23 protein-coding genes, 2 tRNA genes and 1 pseudogene are annotated in these 24,675 nt (G+C 40.1%); 5 read left to right on the top strand and 21 right to left on the bottom strand.

Annotation, left to right across the window (positions count from 1 at the left end):
- Positions 1-4 precede the first annotated feature (4 nt).
- Positions 5-190, top strand: coding sequence for a hypothetical protein (locus BN1354_RS11725; protein WP_154904862.1), 186 nt, complete (start codon positions 5-7; stop codon positions 188-190).
- A gap of 4 nt (positions 191-194) precedes the next feature.
- On the opposite strand, the gene BN1354_RS11720 is transcribed toward BN1354_RS11725, so the two are convergent.
- Positions 195-860, bottom strand: a complete 666-nt coding sequence (locus tag BN1354_RS11720; protein WP_053827206.1) for a DNA alkylation repair protein — start codon at positions 858-860, stop codon at positions 195-197.
- Positions 861-973: 113 nt separating this feature from the next.
- Between BN1354_RS11720 and pepE the strand changes: the two genes are divergently transcribed.
- Both pepE and nhaA read left to right on the top strand, forming a co-directional pair.
- Positions 974-1,681 (top strand): dipeptidase PepE, encoded by a 708-nt coding sequence (pepE, locus tag BN1354_RS11715; protein ID WP_045090333.1) that lies wholly within the window; start codon positions 974-976, stop codon positions 1,679-1,681.
- Positions 1,682-1,709: 28 nt separating this feature from the next.
- Complete coding sequence (gene nhaA, locus BN1354_RS11710; RefSeq protein WP_053827205.1) at positions 1,710-2,906, top strand: Na+/H+ antiporter NhaA; 1,197 nt, start codon at positions 1,710-1,712, stop codon at positions 2,904-2,906.
- Positions 2,907-2,928: 22 nt separating this feature from the next.
- On the opposite strand, the gene BN1354_RS11705 is transcribed toward nhaA, so the two are convergent.
- On the bottom strand, positions 2,929-3,948 hold the full coding sequence (locus BN1354_RS11705; protein ID WP_053827204.1) for a dihydroorotate dehydrogenase-like protein: 1,020 nt from the start codon (positions 3,946-3,948) through the stop codon (positions 2,929-2,931).
- A 194-nt stretch (positions 3,949-4,142) separates the two neighbouring features.
- Here BN1354_RS11705 and BN1354_RS11700 point away from each other — a divergent pair, with 194 nt between their 5' ends.
- Positions 4,143-4,373, top strand: coding sequence for a hypothetical protein (locus BN1354_RS11700; RefSeq protein WP_082057439.1), 231 nt, complete (start codon positions 4,143-4,145; stop codon positions 4,371-4,373).
- 90 nt (positions 4,374-4,463) lie between these two features.
- Here BN1354_RS11700 and BN1354_RS11695 read toward each other — a convergent pair whose 3' ends face one another.
- The 7 genes from BN1354_RS11695 to BN1354_RS11665 all read right to left on the bottom strand — a co-directional run bounded on the left by BN1354_RS11695 (position 4,464) and on the right by BN1354_RS11665 (position 11,122).
- Positions 4,464-4,955 (bottom strand): (R)-mandelonitrile lyase, encoded by a 492-nt coding sequence (locus BN1354_RS11695; RefSeq protein WP_082057402.1) that lies wholly within the window; start codon positions 4,953-4,955, stop codon positions 4,464-4,466.
- Between the two features lie 29 nt (positions 4,956-4,984).
- Complete coding sequence (locus BN1354_RS11690) at positions 4,985-5,635, bottom strand: carboxymuconolactone decarboxylase family protein (protein ID WP_231623116.1); 651 nt, start codon at positions 5,633-5,635, stop codon at positions 4,985-4,987.
- 108 nt (positions 5,636-5,743) lie between these two features.
- Positions 5,744-7,411: a carboxylesterase/lipase family protein gene (locus BN1354_RS11685; RefSeq protein WP_231623115.1), complete on the bottom strand. Its 1,668-nt coding sequence runs from the start codon at positions 7,409-7,411 to the stop codon at positions 5,744-5,746.
- A complete protein-coding gene (locus BN1354_RS11680) occupies positions 7,412-7,873 on the bottom strand; it encodes a nuclear transport factor 2 family protein (RefSeq protein WP_045090995.1) in 462 nt (153 codons plus the stop codon).
- Between the two features lie 131 nt (positions 7,874-8,004).
- The gene (locus BN1354_RS11675) at positions 8,005-8,943 is read right to left on the bottom strand and encodes an aldo/keto reductase (RefSeq protein WP_197272060.1); all 939 of its coding nucleotides are present in this window, start codon (positions 8,941-8,943) and stop codon (positions 8,005-8,007) included.
- Between the two features lie 17 nt (positions 8,944-8,960).
- The gene (locus tag BN1354_RS11670) at positions 8,961-10,013 is read right to left on the bottom strand and encodes an alpha/beta hydrolase (protein WP_082057440.1); all 1,053 of its coding nucleotides are present in this window, start codon (positions 10,011-10,013) and stop codon (positions 8,961-8,963) included.
- 17 nt (positions 10,014-10,030) lie between these two features.
- Positions 10,031-11,122, bottom strand: coding sequence for an alpha/beta hydrolase (locus BN1354_RS11665; protein WP_052673219.1), 1,092 nt, complete (start codon positions 11,120-11,122; stop codon positions 10,031-10,033).
- Positions 11,123-11,287: 165 nt separating this feature from the next.
- Between BN1354_RS11665 and BN1354_RS11660 the strand changes: the two genes are divergently transcribed.
- Positions 11,288-12,181, top strand: a complete 894-nt coding sequence (locus BN1354_RS11660; RefSeq protein WP_053827201.1) for a helix-turn-helix domain-containing protein — start codon at positions 11,288-11,290, stop codon at positions 12,179-12,181.
- A gap of 119 nt (positions 12,182-12,300) precedes the next feature.
- On the opposite strand, the pseudogene BN1354_RS12175 reads toward BN1354_RS11660, so the two are convergent.
- The 12 genes and pseudogenes from BN1354_RS12175 to ppdK all read right to left on the bottom strand — a co-directional run.
- A pseudogene (locus BN1354_RS12175) lies at positions 12,301-12,441 on the bottom strand (VapE domain-containing protein); the annotation flags it as partial.
- Positions 12,404-12,847, bottom strand: coding sequence for a hypothetical protein (locus BN1354_RS11655; protein WP_045090337.1), 444 nt, complete (start codon positions 12,845-12,847; stop codon positions 12,404-12,406). The gene BN1354_RS11655 and the pseudogene BN1354_RS12175, both read right to left, overlap by 38 nt.
- Positions 12,848-13,143: 296 nt before the next feature.
- Positions 13,144-13,231: transfer RNA gene (locus BN1354_RS11650), tRNA-Leu, on the bottom strand.
- 78 nt (positions 13,232-13,309) lie between these two features.
- Positions 13,310-13,382, bottom strand: a tRNA-Gly gene (locus BN1354_RS11645).
- Between the two features lie 147 nt (positions 13,383-13,529).
- The gene (locus BN1354_RS11640) at positions 13,530-14,726 is read right to left on the bottom strand and encodes a cation:proton antiporter family protein (RefSeq protein ID WP_045090338.1); all 1,197 of its coding nucleotides are present in this window, start codon (positions 14,724-14,726) and stop codon (positions 13,530-13,532) included.
- 128 nt (positions 14,727-14,854) lie between these two features.
- Positions 14,855-15,331, bottom strand: a complete 477-nt coding sequence (locus tag BN1354_RS11635; RefSeq protein WP_053827200.1) for a hypothetical protein — start codon at positions 15,329-15,331, stop codon at positions 14,855-14,857.
- 12 nt (positions 15,332-15,343) lie between these two features.
- Positions 15,344-16,309: an aldo/keto reductase gene (locus tag BN1354_RS11630; RefSeq protein ID WP_045090340.1), complete on the bottom strand. Its 966-nt coding sequence runs from the start codon at positions 16,307-16,309 to the stop codon at positions 15,344-15,346.
- A 30-nt stretch (positions 16,310-16,339) separates the two neighbouring features.
- Positions 16,340-18,148, bottom strand: coding sequence for a DNA mismatch repair endonuclease MutL (gene mutL / locus BN1354_RS11625; RefSeq protein ID WP_053827199.1), 1,809 nt, complete (start codon positions 18,146-18,148; stop codon positions 16,340-16,342).
- Between the two features lie 19 nt (positions 18,149-18,167).
- Positions 18,168-18,491, bottom strand: a complete 324-nt coding sequence (locus BN1354_RS11620) for a hypothetical protein (RefSeq protein WP_045090342.1) — start codon at positions 18,489-18,491, stop codon at positions 18,168-18,170.
- Between the two features lie 125 nt (positions 18,492-18,616).
- Entirely contained in the window at positions 18,617-20,284 is a 1,668-nt protein-coding gene (locus tag BN1354_RS11615; protein ID WP_053827198.1) for an OstA-like protein, read from the bottom strand.
- Between the two features lie 20 nt (positions 20,285-20,304).
- On the bottom strand, positions 20,305-21,669 hold the full coding sequence (locus tag BN1354_RS11610) for a peptidylprolyl isomerase (RefSeq protein WP_053827285.1): 1,365 nt from the start codon (positions 21,667-21,669) through the stop codon (positions 20,305-20,307).
- A gap of 230 nt (positions 21,670-21,899) precedes the next feature.
- A complete protein-coding gene (gene ppdK, locus BN1354_RS11605) occupies positions 21,900-24,620 on the bottom strand; it encodes a pyruvate, phosphate dikinase (RefSeq protein WP_045090344.1) in 2,721 nt (906 codons plus the stop codon).
- Positions 24,621-24,675 lie beyond the last annotated feature (55 nt).

Here is a 24,675-nt window from a genome sequence, read left to right as displayed (position 1 = left end):
TAAAATGAGCAAAATAAAGAAAATAATAAAAGTACTATGGATAATTATTGCAATCATAGCCATAGCTTCAATTATATCTCTTATAACACTTCCCCAGTGGAAAGGTATCTTTCTTGCAGGTAGTGGTGGATTTCTTATACTGAATATCCTAATAGCTATGTTCTTCTTAAAGCATAATTACAAGAACTGACTACTTAATCCTCGAAGCCGAATTCAAATTTTAGTTGGTCAAACATTTCTTTTTCAACATTATTATCTGAATTTTCAAATGAAGCTGTTTTAGCCAGAATCAGTTCAGACCTGTCCCTGGAGGTACGACCATAAAATTTCAGTGCGTTCAGAGCTGATTGTCTGAGGAGCATAGATTCTGATCCCAGATTCTCTATAGCTGAATTTATCAATATTCCAGAGTCGATTTTATTCACAAGTTCCGAACCAGTTATACATAATCTTGAAAACAGCCACAACCCTGTAGTTACAATATTATCTTCTTTGCTATTTATGGTTGTAACAACTAACTCATCTGCATAGGGAAGTCGTTGTAATATATTTTTACATACCTGCTCACGCAGCTCCTGATCTTTAATCTCTGAGATCCATTCCAGAGCTTTATTCTTACTGAACTGATCAACCGGATATAATAAAGTTGCTATTATTTTCATCTCCCTCACATCCTCTTCCCAGAGTCGCTCCGCCAGAACTGCATCAGACTGGTATTTCTGCGCGATCCTATTAATAACCGGTATTTCAACCCCAAAGATCATTCTGTAATTTACACCCTTATTTCTCATACTGGTAGATACTACCCCATTCATCGATAATCTCAGATCTGTGCGTATTTGTCGTAAAATATCTTTCATTTTAGGCTTTTTAATAAGTATTAAAATACAAATTTAGCCCATTCAGACCTATTTAAAATTTTTTTTATCTATTTTTCATTACATTTGTGTTTTAATTGACAAAAACCTGTAAAATGAGACTTCTATTAATCAGTAACTCAACTAATCCCGGGGAAAGTTATCTGGAATATCCAAAAGAGTACATAAAAGAATTTCTTGGGGAAAAGCCTCTGAATGCTATCTTTATACCCTATGCTGCAGTAACCTTCTCCTATGAAGAGTATGAAGAAAAAGTAAATCAGCGTTTTGCCGAAATTGGTCATCATGTCACCAGTATCCATCGTTTTATTAACCCTGTTGAAGCAATACAGAATGCCGATGCAATAGTAGTTGGCGGAGGCAATACCTGGCAGCTTGTGAAAATGCTTCAAGAGAAAGGGTTGATGAAGGTGATCCGTAAAAAAGTAAAAAAAGGAACTCCATATATTGGCTGGAGTGCAGGCTCAAATATTGCCTGTCCTACTCTTAGAACAACGAACGATATGCCAATTGTTGAACCGTTAAAATTCAAGACTCTAAAGCTGGTGCCATTTCAAATCAATCCACATTATCTCGATGATAATCCTGCAAACCATGGAGGTGAGACGCGAGAAGTAAGAATTAAAGAATTTATCGAGATTAACCAGGATACATATGTTGTTGGTTTACGCGAAGGTACAATGCTTTTACTTGAAGAGGATGAACTTGTACTGATGGGTAATCGTAATGCCAGAATATTCAAATATGGCCAGGATCCCAAAGAGTTATCAAATGAGGATGACTTCAGCTTTCTATTGAAATAAACAGAAACAGAACCTACATTAAACATTAATGGCTACAGATAATTCAACAGTTGGATTAGTGCGATCGAAAATTCAGCTCATATTAAATGACAGCAGGACGTTAGGTGTACTACTGCTTATTTGCACTGCTATATCACTTATATTATCTAATCTGAAAGGAGTTGGAGTACATTATTACAATTTCTGGGACTCTGAGATTCCTCTGTTTGGTAAACTCCATCTTCCTCACTCTATAGTGCATTTTATCAACGATGCACTAATGTCGTTATTCTTCTTTCATGTTGCACTCGACATAAAGAAGGAGATAACTGACGGGGAACTTTCAACTCCGGGTAGAATTATGTTACCGGCAATCTCAGCCATATTTGGAGTAGTATTTCCATCTTTAATATTCATAATCGCTACAAGAAACAGTGATTATACAAGTGGATGGGCAATTCCCGCTGCTACAGATATAGCCTTTACTATTGGGATGCTAAGTCTGCTGGGTAAAGCAGTTTCACACTCAATGAAAGTATTCATTGTTGCACTGGCAATTATAGATGACCTATGTGCAATTCTGATTATTGCATTCTTTTATGGTTCTGCACCAGATATATACTGGCTACTGGGTGTTGCGGGTATAGCAATTGTGATCTATTTTATAAACAAATTCATAAAGAATAATTCTGCATACATTTACACAATTATTCTGGCTTTGGCAATGTGGTACTGCACCTACAGATCAGGTATTCATGCATCTTTTGCGGGAGTCATACTCGCTTTCATCCTTCCAATTAACAGAATGCCGGCATTTGAAAAGAGAATTAGTTTCCCGGTCAACTACCTTATCATTCCAATTTTTGCACTAGCCAATACAAGCATTCTTATTTCATCATCATCAATAGCGGGTCTGGCTTCATCACTCTCTATTGGTATAATATTAGGCTTAGTTGTAGGAAAGCCCTTAGGCATATCTCTCGCAGTATATCTGCTTACAAAATTAAAAATCGTACGGTTGTCAACAAAAATCAACTGGATAGTACTCATTGGAGTAACTATCTTTGCAGGTATAGGATTTACAATGTCAATTTTTGTATCAAATCTGGCATTCCCTGAGAATAAATTACACCAGGATATCGCAAAGCTCTCAGTATTAATAGCTTCATGTCTTGCAATGATATTTGGCTATATCTGGATCAAGATGGCTGCTAATATAAAGCAAAAAAATATAGACAACGAGTGAGTAATTAAGCAGGATTAAAAAATCATAAACGCTCCTCTCCGAAAATTGTATCTGAGTGCAGGATAAGATCGATATATTGGGCTCTTTTGTAAATAAGCACACTGTCGTTCTTATTCAGCACGCTGTCAGATAATTTGCCCTTAAAATCATCTATTCTGTTATATCCCTTCCTTTCCATCCAACCGGAAATAGTGTTGTTTATATCGGTTATTACACCGGTACCATACTTATATACTGCACTTACTACCTGCACACAAGAGGCTCCTGAAAGCAACAGTTTTATTACATCCTCTCCAGTGAAGATCCCGCGGCTACTGCAAATATCTGCAGCTATTCGACCATAAAGCATTCCTGCATATCGAAGCGATTTCTTATAATCCCCTCTTCTGCTAAAGTTGTACGATTTGCGATGCTTCTCTTTTTCTATATCAATATCCGGCTGGAAGAAAGCATTAAACAGGACTAATCCATCAACACCTGCATCATCCAGTTGTTGTGCAAAGTTGAGAATATTAGTGTAATCAGAACTTAATTTCACTCCAACAGGTATAGACAACCTATCTTTTACTGACGAAACAATATCTGCCTGAAAGCTTTCAATAGCCACACCATCACGGTCAAAACGTGTAGGAGTCTGGTAAAGATTAAGCTCGATACCATCAACACCTGTCTCTTCTATTAACTTCGCATATTTAATCCATGTTGACTTGTTTACAGCATTAAGACTGGCAATCACCGGAACAGAAACACTCTCTTTTGCTTTACGCAGTACATGCAAAAAGTGCTCAATTTCTGATCTCTCTATTTCGGGATGCAAGGTGATCATTTCTGCATGTATATCATTATACTCCTCAAGCATTTCATCATGCTGCAGGTTCTCCAGCTGCACCTGCTCTTCAAATAATGATTTATACACAATTGCTGCTACTCCGGCATCTTCTGCTCTTTTCAGGGTATCGTTATTAGTTGAAAGTTCTGATGCTCCTAAAATGACAGGACTTCTTAATGGTATTCCCATGTAGGATGTTTCCAGGTTGTTCATTTCTGCGATTTTTTAAGGAATGAATAAAAAAATGTTATATAAATGTTATAACAGAAGTATATCGGAATAAGTTTAATAGTTAACAAAAATATTTTGTCGGTTTGGGCGCCCCCTGGGCACCCCAGAATTCCAGATTTAATTTCTATATTTGCAAAGTAAATAAAAAAAAGAATGCACCCGACAACCCTAAGCTTATGCAGAAAGAGCTTAAAAATGGGACATACAGTTTGTATCTCGAATATTATATGGGATATGTAAAAACCGTAAATGAGAATACCGGCGAAGAAATGGTGAGAAAAAGTCGAAAAAAGGAGTCATTGAACTTGTATTTACTAAAAAATCCACGAACAACCGTTGAGCGTCAGACCAACAAAGAGACATTAGAGTTGGCAAAACAGATTCGCTACGAAAAAAACAGCAGATGAAAGATGCTGCAACCGGCTATCGACTACCAACTTTCAAAAAAGTAAACATCTTACCAAAAAATAAAGGATAAAAACAGTTCTACGCCGTTTTTATTTTTCATTGTCGGAATACTCCTCATCTGTCACAGGCTCCATCCACACTACACTTCCTTTGCTTTGTTGCGTGGAAATGGCAATATGTTCAAACTCGCTATTTTGTGAAGCCCCGTGCCAATGTATAATATCGGGGTATATCTCTACAACATCTCCGGCTTTTAACGGCCGAATTGACTTTCCTTTTTCCTGATAATATCCGTTCCCTTTTGTGCACAACAGTATCTGACCACCCGGATGTGAATGCCAATTTGTTCTCGCACCCGGTTCAAATAAAACTTTTCCTGCTGTCAGATCGAAATTTTCTTTGTCTGTAACCAGCATATTCAGCCAGGCTTTTCCCGTAAAATAATTGTTCGTAATCAGATTACCTTTGAGAAATACCTCGTTCATGGCTTCGACACCCGGATTAGCCCCTTTTTTCGATTCGTTATTGCACCCGATGAATATAAATGACGCAAGTGTTAGAATAATTATTATTTTTCTCATTATCAGAACCTAAATTTTTGATTGTTTTCTTATGAAACGGATAACACTTCATTCAGCACCTTTTGAGCAACTTTCGCTTCTTTCTTGCCCAATGTTGCCCTTATAACCTTAATGAATTGCTCCAACTGTTCCGGTGTTATTCCTACATTCAGGCAAATTTTCATGTGAGACCGGAGCATGGGTTCCGCATTACCGATGCTGCTTATGACGGAAATGGTCACCAATTCCCTTTCGGCATAGGTCAATACATCTCTTTCAAAGATGTCAGCAAACAGATGTTCCTTAAGAAACCTTTCTATTTCCGGTGCAAATGCCGAATAACCCGTTTGTGGCATATTTTGCGGAACTCCGGTGAGTTTTTCCAGAATTTCCCTGCCTCTTTCATATTTGCTTCGCTCATCATTGACAGGCGTTGCGGTAGCACCTAAAAAGTCGGTGATACCTTTAGCCTTGCGTTCATTCACTACTTCCATGAATGTTTGCAACCCACGAATGCTTCGGGGAAAACCGCAGTAAGCATATACATGAACAATCGCTTCTTTTATTTGGTTTATGGTCAATCCTGTGTCGAGTCCTTTATCAAGAAAAGGCTTTAATGCCTGAAGATCACCTTTAGCAGTTAGAGCAGCAATTGAAATAAGGTTTTGTTGCTTATCCGTCAAAGATTCATCGGAACTCACTTCCGTTTGGGCATTTATGTGGTATGATATAAAGCCTAAAACGACGACTAACCCGATTAATTTACCAACTTTCATTCCCTGTTTCATTTCGACACAAATAGTTTGCTGTTAAATACCGCGAGATTGTAAACGGTCTCTTATTTGGGACGTTTTTTCAATCACATCTAATCTCGCTTTACGTGGATCAAACTTTCCGATAGGTTTACCATCAGGCTCAATGTCCAATATTTCTTCTTTTTGTGTATTGTAAAGAGGCCAAACAGGCAGATTTTCGCCATTTGGATTGCCAGTTTTGGCGAAATTTGTCCAATAAGTATTCATCATTCTTGATAATTCTTTTTCTTCCGGGGACGGTTCGAGAGCATCTCTACGTTCATTCAGCGTATCAAATACATAACCTACCTCTGAACCGTGTCCGGCACCGTATCGTGCTCGTACTCTCATCGCGGGAGAAACATAGTCAAAATGATAGACGTAAACCGGTTCTTTTTCGGCTGCAAACGACCTCGCCACCATCCTGGCAGGTTCACCCCAGACCCAATCGGTGTTGAACGTTGTAATAACTTCTGCAAATTCTTTAGTACCATCAGGATCGAAAGCAGCTTCGGCTTCGCTCTTCAATTCTCCAAAAAGTGAAAATAGTTCCTCCTTTGAGTGGCTATTATTTACAAAGCTACCACCGATTTCTGCACTGCAATTTCCAATGATGAGCGGAACTTTTGCCTGCCTTCCTGCATTGTAAGCACTTTCAGCTGTTTCAACAACCAGTTTGCCATCGAGAATCGGACCCGAATATGTCCGCGGGCCTCCTTGACCGTCTGTTTCTTGACCTCCGTCAACAATATCTTCCACCTTAAGTGCCCGAAGTTTAGCTAATGCAGCGGCATCTGTTCCTTCAATCCCATGCTTCTTCGCGAAATTTATTCCAATTGTTTCTGCAGAAACGGTATAAAAAGGGTCTGCATTTTCCTGCTTAATAGGCCTGCCGGTTAAAACGCCGTCTCTACCACCGCCCGATTCACTGATTGCTTTGTGGAAAAGTCCTCGTGCAGCAGGTATGGTAAGCAATGAATGAACGGATACGCCTCCAGCCGAAAAACCGAAAATCGTGACATTTTCAGGGTCACCGCCAAAAGCTGCAATATTATCCTGAACCCATTTAAGCGCTGCAATCTGATCCATGTAGGCATAGCTGCCTTTTGGTTCTTCAGGATGTTCGGCACTTAATGCGGGGAATGCGAAATGCCCCAAACGCCCGAGGCGGTAATTGAAAGTCATAAGGATAACACCCTGTTTTGCAAATTGATTCCCGGTGGTTCCCGAACCGCTGCCTCCTACAAATCCGCCCCCGTGTATCCAAACCATCACAGGGAGTTTTGTCCCAGATTTAGTACCTGAAGGTACCCATACATTCAGGTATAGACAATCTTCGGATGAGCCTTCCGCAATGGTACCCGGAGGTGTTTCCCATCCTGCTTGTGCACAATTGGGACCAAATTTGCTTGCATCCCTTATTCCTTCCCATGGTGTTACGGGTTGAGGCGGTCTCCATCGGAATTCGCCAACAGGGGGAGCTGCGTACGGAATTCCTTTATAACTGTCAACCCCATCTTCGGTTGTACCGCGCAGTACTCCTGACTGAATCCGTACAGTTGGTTCATGCACAGTCGCAGGAATATTATTGTTAGTTCCTGGTGAGAAACTGCAACACAGTACAAAAACTAAAAATAATACGATTGCCTTCATACTTGTATAGTAATGGTTGTTTGTAATCATTTAGTTGTTATCGCGAGTCATCACTCTGGTAAACGAAAGAGATCCCAGTTTCCAGGTTCCGTTTTGTTGAATATATACTTCTGTAACTATAAAAGGATTAGTTACTTCATTTCCCCCGACAACGGCCAACAAGTCTATCCGGTTTAAAAGAATGGCCGTGTTGTCAATGATATTTACGGATACGTTGTGAACGTCAGCTTTTTTATACCAAATGCCGCCGCTTTTGATGATTTGAAGTTCCCTTTCGGTATTCCAGTTTCCACCCATATGTACGAATTCGGCTTTCTCGTGAAAAAGCGCTGACAACTTATCCACATCTTTGTCTGCCATCCACTGCCATTTATCTTTAGAAAGCCGGATGATTTCCTTCTCAGCATCAGAGAAGTTTTCCGTTACGGTTTGTGCAAATAATCCCTGCACACTAAAAACGAATAGAATAATTCCGATGATTGTTGTTTTCATTTCCTTTATCATTATATTATAATTAAATGTCTTCTCAGTATTTTTCAATTGGAAAATTTCTTGTGATTATAGAAAGAAACATTGCCTGCCTGTATTCAATAAGGTTTATTGTCCCTTATTTTTTAGCAAGATTAATCCTCCATTTTCATATTTACAAATCCCTGCTTTTGTTCGAGAGTCATATTAAAAAAACGTTTTTCTTTGTTTAATGAACGCATGGTTGTCATTTCTTCATCGCTTAGTTCAAAATCGAAAATACTGATATTCTCTTTGATGTAGTCGGGATTAGTAGCACCTGGAATAACTGAGAATCCTTCCTGAATATGCCATCGGAGGATTATTTGTGCAATTGTCTTATTATGCGTCTCTGCAATTTTTCCGATAACCGGATTCGAAAGTAGCTCTTTGTTTCCATGTCCTAACGGGAACCAGCATTCTATGGCTATTTCGTAAGGTTTTACTTTCTCTCTGACGTTCAATCGTTGAGCATAAGGGTGGCATTCTATTTGCATTACTGCCGGCTTTATTTTCATATTGTCTACAATTGCATGAAAAACTTCGTCACTGTCATCGAAATTACTGATACCCAATGCTCGAACTTTCCCCGCTTCAACTGCTTTTTCCATATCTTTCCAGGCTCCCACAAAATCCCCGACAGGCTGATGAACATACAAAAGATCAATATAGGGTGTATTCAAACGGGCAAGCATTTTATCGATTGCTTCCATTGTTGTGCCTTCTCCGTATTCGGAAGGCCAAAGTTTACTTGTTATCCATATTTCTTCACGGGGAATCCCGCTCTCCTTAACAGCGGCTCCAACGCCTGATTCATTTCTGTATGCATGAGCAGTATCGATATGACGATAGCCGTTTTTTAATGCAACTAAACAAGCTTCCTTACATGCTTCATTTGTGGCCGTAAAGGTGCCGAGTCCGAATTGGGGCATTGCTATGCCATTATTCAGTTTTAACATCGGAACGTTGGCGGTCAGTACCTGTGAATTTGCAAGGCTTAAGTTTCCAATCAGGAACACGACCGTTAAAGTGATAAAAATTATAATCCTCTTCATTATTGTATTTTTATTGGTTAGAGATATTTTCCAAAAAATTCGTTGAGTTTACCGACAGCCCTGTTAACATATTCGGGAACATAGTAAGTTTGAATATGTGTGGCTCCCGGAATTAAAAACAACTCTTTTTCTTTTGTTCCGGTGGCAAGTTTGAATGCGCTGTCGGTCATGTAATAGGTGTCAGCTTTGCTTCCTGCCATCATCAACAAAGGCTGATTTATCAAATCCATATTGGTAGTAACGTCAAATTCCATCAAATCGAGCAAACTGCTCATGGTAAAGCGGAACGTTGAATTCGGATGAGCATGAGTTCTATGGTAATAGTAATGACCTTCGCGATACAAATCGAAAGGCATTTTATCGGCCATCTCGTCGGTTATTTCCGTATCGGAAGCATAAAGGATTTTTCCTCCGGCTGCTTCTAAAGCGCGGGCTTCTGTGGCCTCTTTCAGCCGTTCCTGAATGGTTGATAAACCGGAATTCATAAATCCGTTGCGCCGCACTTCCCCCGAATTGAACATGCTAAGTGTAGCTACTGCTTTGAAACGTTTATCGGTTTGCGCGGCCTTTAAAGAGTAACCTCCTCCTCCGCAAATACCAAGTAATCCCAGTTGATTGGCATTGACACCTTGATAGTGAGTGATGAAATCGGCCATTCCCCGGATGTCCTCGATACGATTCGCAGGTTTGTCCACGTTACGGGGTTGTCCGCCGCTGGCACCCTGATACGATGCGTCCGCAACAATGGCAACGTACCCAGATTCAGCCAGCCGCTGTGCATATAATCCCGCGACCTGTTCTTTTACACCGCCATTAGGATGAGCGACAACGATAGCGGGGTGTTTTTTCGAAGGATCATAATTAGCCGGTGTGTATATATTGGCGGAAATATCGATGCCGTTTAGTTTGTATGTAACCGGATGTATATTAACCTTGCCATTTACATTTTCCGTAATGGCTCCGCCATAAACCAACCCGAATGGATTTGCGGGTTTGGATGGGTTTTGAGCTGCAACGCTTGCTGAAATAAACATAATTGTCAATAAAAAAATTTTAATCTTTGTTTTCATCTCACTAAGTTGTTGTTTTATTTGTCCAATCCCTTTTTCGTTAACCATTCAGACAATAAATCGGCAATTTCCACATTATTTAAATCCGAAAACGGGAAATGTGTATTGCCTTTTATTCCTATTTCAGGCAGATGGATCAGGGTTACATCTCCACCATATTTATTAACGGTATCTCTCCATAACTTTGCCATTTCGAGCCGTGCACGCCAGCCGTCGATACCCGGGTTATCGGAGGGTTGTTCAGGAATAAAATCTCCGTAATAAATGATGATGGGGATTTTGGTAAGTTTCATAAATTCACCCATGGGCACACCATTTGCAGATAATGGCCCTGCTGAACTTTGTATTGGAGCGGGTACCTCATCTTCGGGAAATAAGAAACCACTTCCCGGTTCATACGAGGCAATGGCTCTTATATTGTTGTTCTTAATGGCAGTTAACCACCCGAATCCGCCCGCTTGTGAGTGGGTTACAAGGATTCCTTCCCCAATTTTATTGAAAAGCTCAGAAACAGCAGACGTTATTACTTCCACATCGAAAGCACCAATGTTGGGTGTCATCTGACGGAAATACTGATTAAGTGTCTCATCGCTTTTATCAAACTGCACACCTTCGAAAAAATCGGGCCAAACTCCCAACCTGAATGTGCTAAACCATTCTTGTTCGTCAGTTGTGGGTAGGATAGTTGCTTCTGCCATACTGCGTCCCGCGTTTCCTCTTCGTGGCTGATCGATGAGATATACCCCGAATTTGCGTTTGAGAAATATGTTTTGAAATCCATCCCGTCCGTCGGGAGTCGTTTCCCAGGTTTTTGAGAACTGTCCAAATCCATGCCAAAGGACCAAAGGAAGTTTTCGGGCTTTATCCGGAATTTGATAAAAAACATATGCATGATCACCATGAAAGGTCTGTCCCTCAGGTGTTCTCGTGTAAGGATTAAATTCTCCCGGAGAAGTAATTACACTGCCCCCCACTGCAAAACTGCCTTGTTCTTTTATGATAAGCAATTCATTACTCTTATCATTGTACTTTTGCGTACATCCCGATATCAGAAAAATAAAACAGAACGTCCAGAAGATTACAGTTACGACGTTTTTTTTCGGTATCATACGTAATTCTATTTAATGATATAAATTTCACATTGTAAAAATAGAGAGTATAAATCAAGATATGTTTATACCAATTACTGATTACCTACCAAAATTACTTATTTTCAAGATCATCCATTCAGGGACGATATAATTTTGTTACATTTGCATGCAATAAATAAAAAAATGGATACCGTAATAAATTTCAATAGTATTCGGGAATACAACGAGTTTAATAATAATGAGACCTTGCACCCGATGGTCGGCGTAGTTCATCTCGAAAAAGCAGCCCCAAGACAACTCAGACGTTTACGATATTCTTTTTATACTGTTTTTTTAAAGAAAATAAAGTGTGGCGATTTGCGGTATGGATTGAGTAATTATGACTACGAAGAAGGAACATTGATATTTCTTGCTCCCGGCCAGGTTATTGGTCAATATGGGGAAGAATTTTACCAACCGCAAGGAATTGCTTTGGTTTTTCATCCCGACTTCATATCCGGTACTTCCCTCGGAAACAAAATCCACGAATATCATTTTTTCTCGTATGCCGTAAATGAAGCATTACATTTATCGGAACAGGAAAGAAAAATCATTTTAGATTGTTTCTCAAAAATCGAATATGAGTTGCATCACGCCATTGACAAGCACAGTAAACAGCTGATTATCTCAAATATTGAGCTTTTCTTGAATTATTGCACGCGTTTTTACGATCGTCAATTTATTACAAGAGACAATAGTAACAAAGGTATTTTAGAACGATTTGAAGCCAAATTAAATAAATACTTCTTTTCGGATAAACCGCAAAATTTGGGGTTGCCTTCAGTTACCTGGTGCGCGGAGGAACTTAACCTCTCGGCTAATTATTTTGGAGACCTGATCAAAAAGGAAACAGGAATTTCACCTCAGGAGTACATACAGACCAAGGTAATTGAAGTAGCTAAAAAAAGGCTCCTTGATGCCGATAAATCCATAAGTGAGATAGCATATGAACTGGGATTTAGGTACCCGCAGCATTTTACCCGATTGTTTAAACAACGAACCGGCCTAACGCCCAATGAATATCGGACGGTGGATTGATTTTGTAATTAAATTCAAATCTGCCTTATTCAAGAGTTTGATCTCGTAACTCTTTTTCTTTCATTGTATTATTCTTTATTTTTTAGTTTGTAGTAAGGTAGTAAGTAGAAAAAGTGAAAGTCAAAACGGTACCTGAATCCCGATTTGTACAGATGATAGCCTTGGCTGAACACGTTATCCATATCCGTGTCTTTCATCCGTTCGATATCGATGTACAATGCTTCAAAGGGCAGGAACCAACGACTTCCCGTGGAATTGGTTTTTGTCGATAACGATTTGCCAGTTGCGGTTAATCAGGCTTCGATCGTCCAATGAGGAAAAGAAATATACCAACAATCGGTTGTTGCGTGATTTCAGCGGTAGGGCAAGTGTGCAGGATAAAATATTTTCAAATATTTCGCTTGTAATTGTTTCAGTAAATACACGGGCTTCGTTCACGCATTGGGTCAATAATTCTATTTGAGGGAATGTGAATCCGGCTTCAAAAGTGGTTTTCGTTTCTAATGCGGGCAAAACTTGCGCAGGTTGTTCTTGGGGTAATTGCGATTGCAGGTTTTTAAAATCGGAAAAATTGGTGACGGTATGCAGTATCGGATGTTTTTCGTGAAGTTTGATCAGTTCAAGCGATGAGTTGTAAATTTCCTCCTCTATATGGGAATACAACATCTTTTCATCCCAATATTCAGAATTTAAGCCAAAAAGTTTGATGGCTTTTCTTAAACGATAGGAGATATATTCGTTTAAGAGTTTTTGAAGGCGGAGAAAAGTTGATTACATAAATTATTCCGGAAAAACATTATCGGTAAAAGTAGCGATAAAAAGAAAACTTCAGGAATTTGTCCATTAAATTATTATCCGACAGTTAAAGATGTTTAAAGTTTATAATGTTTCGGATTGGGCAACCCTTTGGCGCCCAAGCTAAAACACAAAAGGCTGTAAATCAATAGATTTACAGCCTTTTGTGGTACTCGGAGCGGGACTTGAACCCGCACAGCCTATAATGGCCACAAGATTTTAAGTCTTGCGTGTCTACCATTCCACCATCCGAGCGGACCTTTAGTTCAAGGTGAGACATCTGTGTCAATAACGGGTCAAATGATGGTCCCTCACCAAATAAATTTTAAGAAGAGCGGAAGACGAGGCTCGAACTCGCGACCCCGACCTTGGCAAGGTCGTGCTCTACCAACTGAGCTACTTCCGCAAAACGTTGCTTTTCTATCAGTGCTCGCTTGCACAGTTTGAATTTGCGACTGCAAATGTAAAAATGTTTCTTCAATTTACAAAGAAAAAGCGAAACATTTTTTCTTTAATTTTTCGATTTTTCTTGTAAGCTTAATTATCTGCCTGATTATGTGACATCATGCGCTGAAGCCAATATCAGCCTTTTAGCAGAAGAGATAAATATTCCGGTTAATAATAGATTCAAACACATTGCCAATACTGAAATTACAAGCAATACCCCACCTATCTGATAGCTTATGGCAATGAAAAGAACACCTGCTCCAACCTCACCTCTCGAGAACATACCAATTGATAATGCGAGTCGCTCCTTAATAGTCCTGTCTCTATAGAAAAATAGTGGGAACAGCTTTCCAATATTGGATATAATGGTGACCAAAACTACATGCATTGCTATAACACTCCAGTGAGGCATAGGAATCTGAGAAATTACAGAAGCAGAAAGTGCTGCATCTTTAGTAAAGTCAACACCCAAAAAGAGAGGCATGCTCAAACCAACCAGTAACATGAATATGTATGATATGGAATCTGCTACTTTAACCTCACTCTTATCCGGTACAGGAGGATGATCTCCTTTCATAATCATACCCAAAATAAAAGCAGGAAGTAAAATCTCTATATGAATACCACCATCAAAACCGTATAAATGTGTTGTTATGCGATACAGACCTTCGATTATAACAAAAAGAAGAATGGAATAGAGTAGGATCGACTTCCAGTCTTGTTTAATATTTAAGGAATTCATCTTCTTCCAGCCCAGCCATATTAGCAGCACAGCAACAGCCATAACCACTAACATCTGCCAGCGCATTCCTATCATCAGAATCTGAAGAGGTATCATTAAAAGTATTGTATCCAGGTCATCGAATATTGCCAGAACTTGTACTTTTTTATATACCCAGGTATGCTTCAAACCGGCAGCAACCAGCATTGTAAACAATATCCCTGCAGAGGTGGGAGCAGCATAGCGACCAAGCATGAAAGACTCTTTCCAGGCATCACCATTTAGCCACATTTTCATCTCAGGGGGAGCAACTGCAAAGAGATAGTACAATGCCACAAGAATCCATGGAAATGCAGCGGCTCCCATTGCTACACCATAATCCAGTGTATAGCTACGCCACTCTTTTTTATTCAATTCAAACTCGCGACCTACATTTATCATGATAAATGCAAGTGAGATGTAGAGTAAAGAGGTTGAAACTAATTGAAATGTTGGGAAACTCTCTCCTAATAATGGAGGCAAGATTTGTGATAAAACAAGACCGATAACCAGTAAAACAGAAAACGTATAGACTTTTCTCATCAATTAAAATTAAAGAAATGGCATTAAAGAAAATCCTAAAGAGAATGCCACTTCAGATTAAAAATTCCGTAAGCAGGTAAAACAAGAAAAGTACTATTTTGTTCAGTTATTGTTAAAATTAATTCGGTTTATTTATTCCCCCTGCTATTCACTACTTCATAAACTCCTGGCCGTGAGGAATAAACCTGATAGCTTTGCAATGGCTCTTTTGAAGGACCTTTTTCAGGTGTTCCCAATCCAAGACCAAAGTTACCATACATGGTTACAAAAACAGAATTACACCCGGGGCATTCTGCCTTACCATCTCCCCGGGGTATAATTCTTATATTTCTGTCATCTTCATAAGGACAGCATAAATCATATACATAAACGTTGCTGCCCGATGCATCAGTTACTGCAAGCAGACCTGCATATCCAAGTCTGTCTGTACTCAGACGCGGTTCCGTAAAAGTCTTGTACGACATACCCTCTCTCAACGTATGATCATAAGCATTCACATCAATTGTAAACCTTACCGGAGCATAAGGTATAGAGAGTGGTGGTGTATTATCAGCACAAGATAACAGAAAGAGAAAAGAAATAGCCAAATATCTTTTTATCCGCATCTGTTTAACAAATTACAGAGTAGCACCATCCAGAATTGTATCAATCCTGATCAGCTCTTCTTTTGTGAAATTGAGATTTTGCAATGCATTCAAATTGTCTTTCAACTGATCCATGTTTCTGGTTCCAACAATCACAGATGTAACCCTTGGATCTCTCAACACCCATGCAATAGCCATCTCTGCCATTGTCTGACCACGTTCTGATGCAATCACATTCAACTGTTTAACCTTTTCTACTAAAAGAGGAGAAACTTGTTCTTTCCTTAGAAAACCGGTAGGCTTAGCTGCGCGTGAATCCTCAGGAATGCCATTCAGGTATTTATCTGTAAGAACACCCTGTGCAAGAGGAGAGAAAGCTATAAAACCTGCACCATACTCTTTTGTGATACTCAATATCTCCTCTTCAGGTTTGCGATTAAACATACTATACTTATCCTGAAAAATCAGACATGGAACATCTCTCTCCTTTAAATAATTCAATCCTTTTCTGGCCTGTACAGGAGGATAGTTAGAAAATCCAACATATAAGGCCTTTCCCTGACGTACTATATCAACCAAAGCCTGCATTGTCTCCTCAATAGGTGTGTTCGGATCATACCTGTGTGTATAAAAGATATCAAAGTAATCAAGTCCCGTACGCTTCAGACTCTGATCGATACTTGCCATCAGATACTTTCTTGAACCACCGTCACCATAAGGTCCCTCCCACATATAATACCCCGCTTTTGACGATATTATCATCTGATCACGGTGTGATGAAAGGTTCTCTCTCAATATTTTCCCAAAATTAGTTTCTGCTGATCCTGGAGGAGGTCCATAGTTATTAGCCAGGTCGAAATGAGTAATACCCTGCTCAAAAGCATAAAGAATCATATCCTTTGCAGTTTCGTAATCATCCACGAACCCAAAGTTGTGCCACAAACCAAGTGAAATCTTGGGTAGCTGTATTCCGCTCGTTCCACAATAAGAGTAATCCATAATATTCGTTTTTAATGGTGAATAAATTAATTAGTTCATTTTCTTTTCTATTTCGGCATCAGACAGTAAACTTACAACCTTCTGTCCATCAGGTGTGTAAGAAGGTGATGGTGTTGCAAAAAGCTCACTCACTATCAGTAACATCTCTTCCCCCGATAAAGCCCTGCCATAGGGAATAGCGGTTAATCTTGCCAGCGAAAGAGCAATTGACTCCTGAATCTCCGACTTAACATCACTGCCAGTTTCCAGGCTATAACTAATCATCGATTTGATAATCGTGCCCGGGTTGGAACTCTCAATCTCAGAAGGAACACCCTGAACAGCAAAACAGTTGTTGCCCAGATTGCTCAGTTCAAAGCCAAGCGCCTCCAGGTCGTCCATTATAGAAGGCAATGCTGCCGATTCCGAAGCAGAAAGCTCTAATACTTCAGGAAAAAGAACACGTTGTGAAACTCCTTTTCTTTTTCTTATCTGAGTAAGATACTTTTCAAACAGAATCCTTATATGCGCTTTATGCTGATCAATTATCATCAACCCCGATTTTACAGAAGTGAGAATATATCTCTGCTTATACTGATAATGTTCAGGATAAAGATCTGTCTCTGGTATATTTTGAGCAGATCCTGCTAATATGTTTTCCGAAGGGGGTAACACCTCTTCCTCGAAACTCTTTTGTAGTTTTTCCCATCCTAAAGCAGGCGCTGACACCCTGTTGGGTTCAAAAGAAGGAGTATTGAAAGGATTGTATGCAGGATCAACATTAACCCTCGGCATTTGAACCGGTGCAGAAGGATCATAAACAGGTATCTCAGGTGCATCCTCCCTGTCGAAATCAATTGTAGGCACAGCATTAAACTTGCCAAGCGACTCTTTAACCGTTACCATCAAAATCTGCCATAAAGCCTGCTCATTTTCAAACTTCACCTCAGTCTTTGTAGGATGAATATTAACATCAAGAGATTCAGGATCAACCTCAAAATAGATGTAGTAAGTAGGCTTCTCATCAGAAGAGATAAGCTGTTCAAAAGCAGTAGTCACCGCTTTATGAAAATATGGATGGCGGATATACCTGTTGTTTACGAAGAAGAACTGACTTGAATTGCGCTTCTTTGCATACTCCGGTCGCGAAACATACCCGTAAATCTTTCCGAGTGCAGTCTCAGCCTCTATATCTATCAGCTGCTGCAAAATATTCTTACCCTCCAGCTGTGCAATTCGCTGCTTTAATCCTGCTTTAGTAAGATGCAGGGTCTCCTCATCATTTTCGATCAGAGAGAACTCCAGATGCGGATGTACTAAAGCAATTCTCTCGATTTCGTTAAATATATTTCGTCTCTCAGTTTCATTGGATTTAAGGAATTTCCTGCGTGCAGGAACATTATAGAATATATTTTTTACAGAAATTGAAGTACCCGCACCACAAGCAATAAACTCCTGCTTTTCCAGTCTTGAACCGGATATTAACAGTAGAGTCCCTAACTCATCTTCTTCTCTGCGACTCTTTACCTCAACCTGCGATATTGCAGCAATCGATGGTAATGCCTCACCTCTGAAACCCATTGTGGTGAGTGCAAAAAGATCATCTGCACTTTTAATTTTTGATGTTGCGTGCCTCTCAAAAGCCATTCTTGCATCGGTTGGAGACATACCCTTACCATCATCAATAACAGTGATCAAAGTACGTCCTGCATCCTTTATAACTATCTGTATATGTTCAGCTCCTGCATCAATAGAATTCTCCACTAACTCCTTTACCACTGAAGAGGGCCTTTGAATTACTTCACCTGCAGCAATTTGGTTGGCGATGGAGTCAGGTAGAAGATGAATTATATCAGTCATATTTTAATTAAAACCCAATTTATCGCAACAGCCAGAAGATGAATATCAACAACAGAACTATACCTATGAAAATAAGTATTTTGTTATTGGTAATAAATGAACTTTCACCTGATTCCTCTCTGCTTTTGCGTTTCTTTAAAAAGCGAGTCTGAGAAACAAACTCAGATTTAAAATCTTTTTTATCTATTTCACTCCTTTCAGGCAAAACGCCCATCTCTCTCTTTACAGCTTCAATCCTGTTCTTTAGTTTCTCCTTTCGAGCCTCCTCATCCGGATCATAAAGAATCGGTTTGTAATTAAATTTGCGAGGTTTACGGTTGTTATAGAAAAAAAATACTCCCATTTTAAATAGATGTTTGATAGATACAAATATAAATAATCATAATAATAAAGACAAAACAGCAAACCAGTTTACCCGGTTTTAAGTACTGATTCACATTTAATAATCACAAAACAATGATTACTAAATCATAGTGTAATGTCTTCCCTCTCGAAACGCCTTACAGGCTCATTGTCAACATCCTCAGTTTTCCTTTCGTTGCTTCGGAAGATATCATCCGGGCCGGTTGGCCGCAAATAATCAAGCCATACAAACCTTTCCAATCTTTTCTGCTCCGGTTGCAATTGAGGAAGCGGTGTTGTCACAGCTTTTGTTGAAGGCCACACTTTCAGTCGCTTTATCTGTTCATCAGCAATATCTATTGAGAGATAGGGACTCTCAGTCCTGTTTAATCCAATTATCGTTTTGTCCTCTTCCACGAGGTAGTATAGCGACTCTGCATTACCTTCTACAAGCACATGATAAATTTCTCCATCCCTGAAGTAGGCAGTCATATCTCTTCCGCTCAGCTGGTTAAACTGATCCCCCTCCCCTCTGTCCTGAACAGCTAATGCATTATCCTTCACTATAGCCTTTTCTATAGTTGAGTCGTTTAAATGAACATTAATCTGAAAACCTGATATCTGGTTGTTTTCGTTCCATACAACAGGATGCCCAACCATATAAATCATAGAATCTCGTGAGGAGTAGTGTATTGAGTCACAAATACCCTGTATATCTGCACGATAAAACCTCACATTATAGTACGCCTTGATATCCCTGAAGGTAGAATCTGTGCTCATTACCAATGTATCACCATGCAGAAAAAGACTATCCTGACCAGAATAATCTATAGCGAAGGCAGAATCGGTTGCAAAACCATATTCAGTTTTCTCATTATAAAAACCATAGTTCCCTCTTATTATACCTTTTCTCTCGCTATCCTCAAGATACATATTACCAAAGACCTCACCCTCTCCGGAAATTCTGTTATAAAAGATCGTGTCGCCAATCAGCACCTTGCTGCCGTCATTACTATAAACCTGCGAACGATCCAGAAGTCGCGAATCCTCAGTTACAGTATTATACCAGCCATTCTGCGTATGAATATAACCACTGTCTGAAACAATTCTCGAAGGCCCTAAAATATCAGCAATTTTTGTTTCCGTATTATATTTCAGGGTATCTGCATAAATGATATAATCCTCATTAACCAGCTTCACACTATCACTGAACAGAGCCTCTTTTGTATCAGGAGCGTACTGCCCCCAGTAAGAAGTCAGCTCATTCTCTTCATCAACAAGCATACCACCCTCAAAATAATATCCAAGATTTGCTATACGATCATAGTCCAGACTATCCGTAAACAGAGTAGTATTTTTATCCTCCATCCTTATATTGTCACGCAGGCGTGCCAGTCTGGTATTTCCATCATAAAAGAGATAATCGCCATAAACAAAAATAGTATCTCCCTGCTCCATGCTCACATTGCTGAAAGCCTCAAATGAGTTCGTTTGCTGAAACAGGTAAGCGCTGTCACAATACATATATGCACCCTCATGAAAGAAGATAACATTTCCCGTAAGAATCTCAGCATCAAAACCGGCCCTCTTGCTCCACAGGTCGGCCTGTCTCAACTCAATAATTCTTTCTGCACCCTCATCCACAGCATTGCTATCTCCGGCAACAGCCGGTTTCACCTGCCTCGGTGCTGTTATGGAGTCAGGTTGCTGCGCATGCACAGAAAATATAAAAACAAACAGCACACTAAGTAAAAGTGTGCTTTGCTTTAAATATTTATAGGATTGTTTTTTCATTGCAACTGAAAAAAACTTTTTTACCTTAACCAGCCTGAATATCTGAATTCGCATTTCCTCCATTCCGGATCAATACGCACATAAGTTTTCTCAATCTTTTTCTGAAGCCACTCATCAACAAGCTTCTGCTTGCGGGCATTTTCCGCCATCTGTTTTATAATCTGATAATCGTTGTTGATATTAGCGCGGTGCCCCTCATTACGGTTTGTAATCTTAATCATTGCAGCCACCTGCCTGCCCTTGTCATTAAGCATCAGAAACGGCTGCGAGATCTCACCCTCTTTCATCTCACCAGCAATCTTTGCAATATCCTGATTCAGCTCATTCAGCGCAAAGCGAGGAGTTCCGGCATTAGGACTTCCCTGAGTATTGTTCACCATGATACCCTTATTATTGCGCGTATCCTTATCTGCTGAAAGGTATGTTGCAGCCTCATCAAAAGTCAGCCTATTATCCATTATCCCGGCCCTTATCGAGTCGAGTCGAACAACAGCAGTATCGAGCGATTCTTTAGGAACCTTAGGCTTAAGCAGTATATGCCTGAAATTGGCCATCTCTCCCCTTCTTTCAATAAGCTGGATTATATGAAATCCATATTCAGTCTCTACAACATTCGAAACCTTCTTCGGATCATTAAGTGCAAAAGCAACATTTGCAAACTCAGGCACAAATCCCGATCTTGACATAAAACCAAGTTCACCCCCCTGAATTGCCGAAGGATCTTCAGAGTGCAGCAGTGCCAGAGTTGAAAACTCTCTTTCTCCACTATTCACCTGATCGGTATATTCTCTGAGTCGGGCTTTAACCTTATCTATCTCCTCCAGAGGAATTTTAGGCTCAGCAGTAATAATCTGAACTTCCACTGTAGTTGGTATAAATGGGAGACTATCCTGAGACAGGTTGTTGTAGTATTGACGAATTTCGGATGGTGACAGCTGAATATTGCCAAAATGCTTCTGCTGTACACTCTGAATTATCTGCTGCTCACGTATCTGTTCTCTTAAATCTTCACGAATTGCAGACAGACGCTTACCAAAGTATTCCTCCAGCCTCTCCACAGAACCAATCGAGTTGATATAGTTATTCACATAATACTCCAGTTCACGGGAAATATTAGATTCCTGAACCTCAATACTGTCAAGTTTCGCCTGATCCAGAAAAAGTTTCTGAATAGCCAACTGTTCCGGTATAAAGCAATAAGGATCACCTTCGATACGCTGGTTTTGCATCAGCATCTCTTTACGGTATTCCTCAACTTCAGATTTGAGAATCGCTTCATCACCCACAACCCACACTATTTCGTCTATTATATTATTCTGCGAAATAACAGTCTGTGATGCAAGTAATACAGCCAGAAAAAACAATACTTTTATTTTAGATTTCATATGATTAAAATTACTGTCTCTTAAAAGTAACATTTGATACTCACAAAAATCATTCTAAACGGAGCAATGATCATCATGCAAGTCTCATAAAACTGATTAAGAATTATATATGTAAAAGTAGGTATAATACGTTTAACAGCCAAACAACTCGATGGTTAAAAGTAGTTATAAGCATGCAGAGACGCCAATTATGGCGCCTCTGCGAATTTTCATATAAAGAGTCAGTCCAACTATCCCTCTATAGCTGCCTGAGCTGCAGCCAGACGAGCAATAGGAACACGGAACGGAGAGCAAGAAACATAGTTCAGACCTACAGTGTGACAGAATTTCACTGATGAAGGCTCACCGCCATGCTCACCACAAATACCACACTTAAGCGTAGTTTTCACCTCACGTCCTTTTTGTACAGCCATGCGAACAAGTTGTCCAACACCATTCTGATCCAATACAGCAAACGGATCCTGTTTCAATATACCCTTATCAAGATACATTGGAAGGAATTTGGCAACGTCATCACGGCTATAACCGAATGTCAACTGAGTCAAGTCGTTAGTACCAAATGAGAAGAAGTCGGCCTCTGCCGCAATCTTATGTGCAGTAATAGCAGCTCTTGGTATCTCAATCATTGTACCAATCTTATATTCAACCGATTCATTATTCTCAGCAAACACCTCATGTATAGTAGACTCAATAATATCCTTCTGAGCTTTAAACTCATGAACAATACCTGTTAGAGGCACCATAATCTCAGGAATAGCTGTAATACCCTCTTTCTTCAGTTCAATAGCAGCCTCAATGATAGCACGGGTCTGCATCTCAGTGATCTCAGGATAGAGGTTACCAAGACGGCATCCGCGAAGACCAAGCATTGGGTTTGCTTCCATAAGACCTTCAACCCTGTCGTGAATATCTTTATATGAGATACCCATAACCTTTGCCATCTCCATCTGTCCCTTTTCATCGTGAGGAACAAACTCATGCAAAGGCGGATCAAGCAGTCTGACAGTCACCGGCAATCCATCCATAGCTCTGAAGATACCCAGGAAATCTTTCTTCTGAAGAGGCAGCAGTTTCTCCAAAGCTTTGCGGCGTCCCTCTTCATCTTTAGAGAGGATCATCTCACGCATAGGAACAATCTTATCCTCTTCGAAGAACATATGCTCAGTACGGCACAGACCAATACCCTTAGCTCCAAATTTACGTGCAACCGCTGCATCCTTAGGAGTATCAGCATTTGTTCTCACATCCATTCGGGCATACTTCTCAGCAATACTCATCAGCTCATCAAAGTTCTCGTCAAGATCAGCATCCTGAGTAGCTATTTTACCTTCATAAACATAACCGGTTGACCCATCAAGTGAGAGCCAGTCACCCTCTTTAATTTCCTTTCCATTAATAGAAAGAGAGCGAGTTTTATAATCTATTATAAGGTTATTTGCTGCAGAAACACAGCATTTACCCATACCACGTGCAACCACAGCTGCGTGTGATGTCATACCACCTCTTGAGGTCAGGATACCCTGAGCAGAATTCATACCCCTCAGATCCTCAGGAGATGTCTCTATACGACAAAGAATAACCTGTTTACCCTCTTTACTCCACTCTTCAGCCTCATCAGCATGGAAAACCACCTGACCGGCAGCAGCTCCCGGAGAAGCAGGAAGTCCGTGTGTTATAGGCTTCGCTTTTGCAAGAGCATTCTTATCAAATACAGGGTGCAGCAGCTCATCCAGCTTTTCAGGATCGCAACGTTTTAAAACAGTCTTCTCATCAATATAACCCTCATGCAGCATATCTATAGCAATCTTAATCATAGCTGCACCTGTTCTCTTACCACTTCTGGTCTGCAACAACCATAACTTACCATCCTGAATTGTAAACTCAAGGTCCTGCATATCTTTAAAGTAGTCCTCAAGCTTCTGCTGTACAGCAATCAGTTCTGCAGCACACTCAGGCATAACCTCTTCCAGTGAAGGATATTTTGCACTACGCTCCTCTTCAGAGATACCCTGCAGTTTTGCCCAACGGCGAGAACCTTCAGTTGTGATCTGCTGCGGAGTACGCACACCCGATACAACATCCTCACCCTGAGCATCAATCAGGTACTCACCATTAAATATATTCTCACCAGTAGCAGCATCACGGGTAAATGCAACACCTGTTCCTGATGTTTTACCCATATTACCGTAAACCATCGCCTGAACATTTACAGCTGTACCCCACTCTTCCGGGAAGTTATTCATCTTACGGTATAGAATAGCACGCTCATTCATCCAGCTGTCGAATACAGCACAAACCGATCCCCAAAGCTGATCCCATGGACTAACAGGAAACTCCTTACCTGTTTTCTCCTTAACAGCAGCCTTAAACAGTTTAACCAGCTGTTTCAGGTCGTCAGTTGTAAACTCAGTATCCAGTTCAATACCTTTTGAAGCTTTCATCTCCTCCATTATCTCTTCAAAAGGATCAATATCTTCTTTGCTATGAGGCTTCATACCCAGTACCACATCACCATACATCTGTACAAATCTGCGGTATGAGTCCCAAGCAAAACGCTCATTTCCCGATTTTTTAGCAATCCCTTCAACTGCGTCATCATTCAGACCCAGGTTCAATACTGTATCCATCATACCAGGCATCGAAACACGAGCGCCCGATCTTACCGATACAAGAAGAGGATTATCCTTATCTCCGAACTTTGTGCCGGTCAGCTTTTCAATCTGAATTATCGCGTCTTCTACTTCCCCTTTCAGTACATTTATCACGTAGTCACGTCCTAATTCATTATATTCGGTACAAACTTCGGTGGTTATAGTAAAACCGGGAGGCACCGGTACTCCTATCAGATTCATTTCAGCAAGGTTAGCTCCTTTACCTCCAAGCAGATTTTTCATATCTGCTCTTCCTTCAGCAGCGCCATTTCCAAAGGTGTAAACTCTTTTCTTTTCCATTTGGTGTTTTAGTTATGATTATTTATTTGTTAAAAAATGTGTTTATATTAATTTA

The sequence above is a fragment of the Lascolabacillus massiliensis genome, assembly GCF_001282625.1.
GTDB classification, from domain to species: Bacteria; Bacteroidota; Bacteroidia; order Bacteroidales; family Dysgonomonadaceae; genus Proteiniphilum; species Proteiniphilum massiliensis.
Note: the sequence above shows the minus strand (reverse complement) of the source record. Positions and strands in the feature narration are given on the sequence as shown.

What these genes read in the sequence shown, in the direction of transcription:
- BN1354_RS11615 (WP_053827198.1), bottom strand. Translation starts at nt 20,284, where the DNA reads ATGAAAAAACAATCCTATAAATATTTAAAGCAAAGCACACTTTTACTT.
- BN1354_RS11680 (WP_045090995.1), bottom strand. Translation starts at nt 7,873, where the DNA reads ATGAAAACAACAATCATCGGAATTATTCTATTCGTTTTTAGTGTGCAG.
- BN1354_RS11620 (WP_045090342.1), bottom strand. Translation starts at nt 18,491, where the DNA reads ATGGGAGTATTTTTTTTCTATAACAACCGTAAACCTCGCAAATTTAAT.
- BN1354_RS11720 (WP_053827206.1), bottom strand. Translation starts at nt 860, where the DNA reads ATGAAAGATATTTTACGACAAATACGCACAGATCTGAGATTATCGATG.
- BN1354_RS11705 (WP_053827204.1), bottom strand. Translation starts at nt 3,948, where the DNA reads ATGAACAACCTGGAAACATCCTACATGGGAATACCATTAAGAAGTCCT.
- BN1354_RS11700 (WP_082057439.1), top strand. Translation starts at nt 4,143, where the DNA reads ATGCAGAAAGAGCTTAAAAATGGGACATACAGTTTGTATCTCGAATAT.
- BN1354_RS11685 (WP_231623115.1), bottom strand. Translation starts at nt 7,411, where the DNA reads ATGATTACAAACAACCATTACTATACAAGTATGAAGGCAATCGTATTA.
- BN1354_RS11640 (WP_045090338.1), bottom strand. Translation starts at nt 14,726, where the DNA reads ATGAGAAAAGTCTATACGTTTTCTGTTTTACTGGTTATCGGTCTTGTT.
- BN1354_RS11635 (WP_053827200.1), bottom strand. Translation starts at nt 15,331, where the DNA reads ATGCGGATAAAAAGATATTTGGCTATTTCTTTTCTCTTTCTGTTATCT.
- mutL (WP_053827199.1), bottom strand. Translation starts at nt 18,148, where the DNA reads ATGACTGATATAATTCATCTTCTACCTGACTCCATCGCCAACCAAATT.
- BN1354_RS11660 (WP_053827201.1), top strand. Translation starts at nt 11,288, where the DNA reads ATGGATACCGTAATAAATTTCAATAGTATTCGGGAATACAACGAGTTT.
- nhaA (WP_053827205.1), top strand. Translation starts at nt 1,710, where the DNA reads ATGGCTACAGATAATTCAACAGTTGGATTAGTGCGATCGAAAATTCAG.
- BN1354_RS11695 (WP_082057402.1), bottom strand. Translation starts at nt 4,955, where the DNA reads ATGAGAAAAATAATAATTATTCTAACACTTGCGTCATTTATATTCATC.
- BN1354_RS11655 (WP_045090337.1), bottom strand. Translation starts at nt 12,847, where the DNA reads ATGTTGTATTCCCATATAGAGGAGGAAATTTACAACTCATCGCTTGAA.
- BN1354_RS11610 (WP_053827285.1), bottom strand. Translation starts at nt 21,669, where the DNA reads ATGAAATCTAAAATAAAAGTATTGTTTTTTCTGGCTGTATTACTTGCA.
- BN1354_RS11670 (WP_082057440.1), bottom strand. Translation starts at nt 10,013, where the DNA reads ATGAAAACAAAGATTAAAATTTTTTTATTGACAATTATGTTTATTTCA.
- pepE (WP_045090333.1), top strand. Translation starts at nt 974, where the DNA reads ATGAGACTTCTATTAATCAGTAACTCAACTAATCCCGGGGAAAGTTAT.
- BN1354_RS11675 (WP_197272060.1), bottom strand. Translation starts at nt 8,943, where the DNA reads ATGAAGAGGATTATAATTTTTATCACTTTAACGGTCGTGTTCCTGATT.
- BN1354_RS11725 (WP_154904862.1), top strand. Translation starts at nt 5, where the DNA reads ATGAGCAAAATAAAGAAAATAATAAAAGTACTATGGATAATTATTGCA.
- BN1354_RS11630 (WP_045090340.1), bottom strand. Translation starts at nt 16,309, where the DNA reads ATGGATTACTCTTATTGTGGAACGAGCGGAATACAGCTACCCAAGATT.
- ppdK (WP_045090344.1), bottom strand. Translation starts at nt 24,620, where the DNA reads ATGGAAAAGAAAAGAGTTTACACCTTTGGAAATGGCGCTGCTGAAGGA.
- BN1354_RS11665 (WP_052673219.1), bottom strand. Translation starts at nt 11,122, where the DNA reads ATGATACCGAAAAAAAACGTCGTAACTGTAATCTTCTGGACGTTCTGT.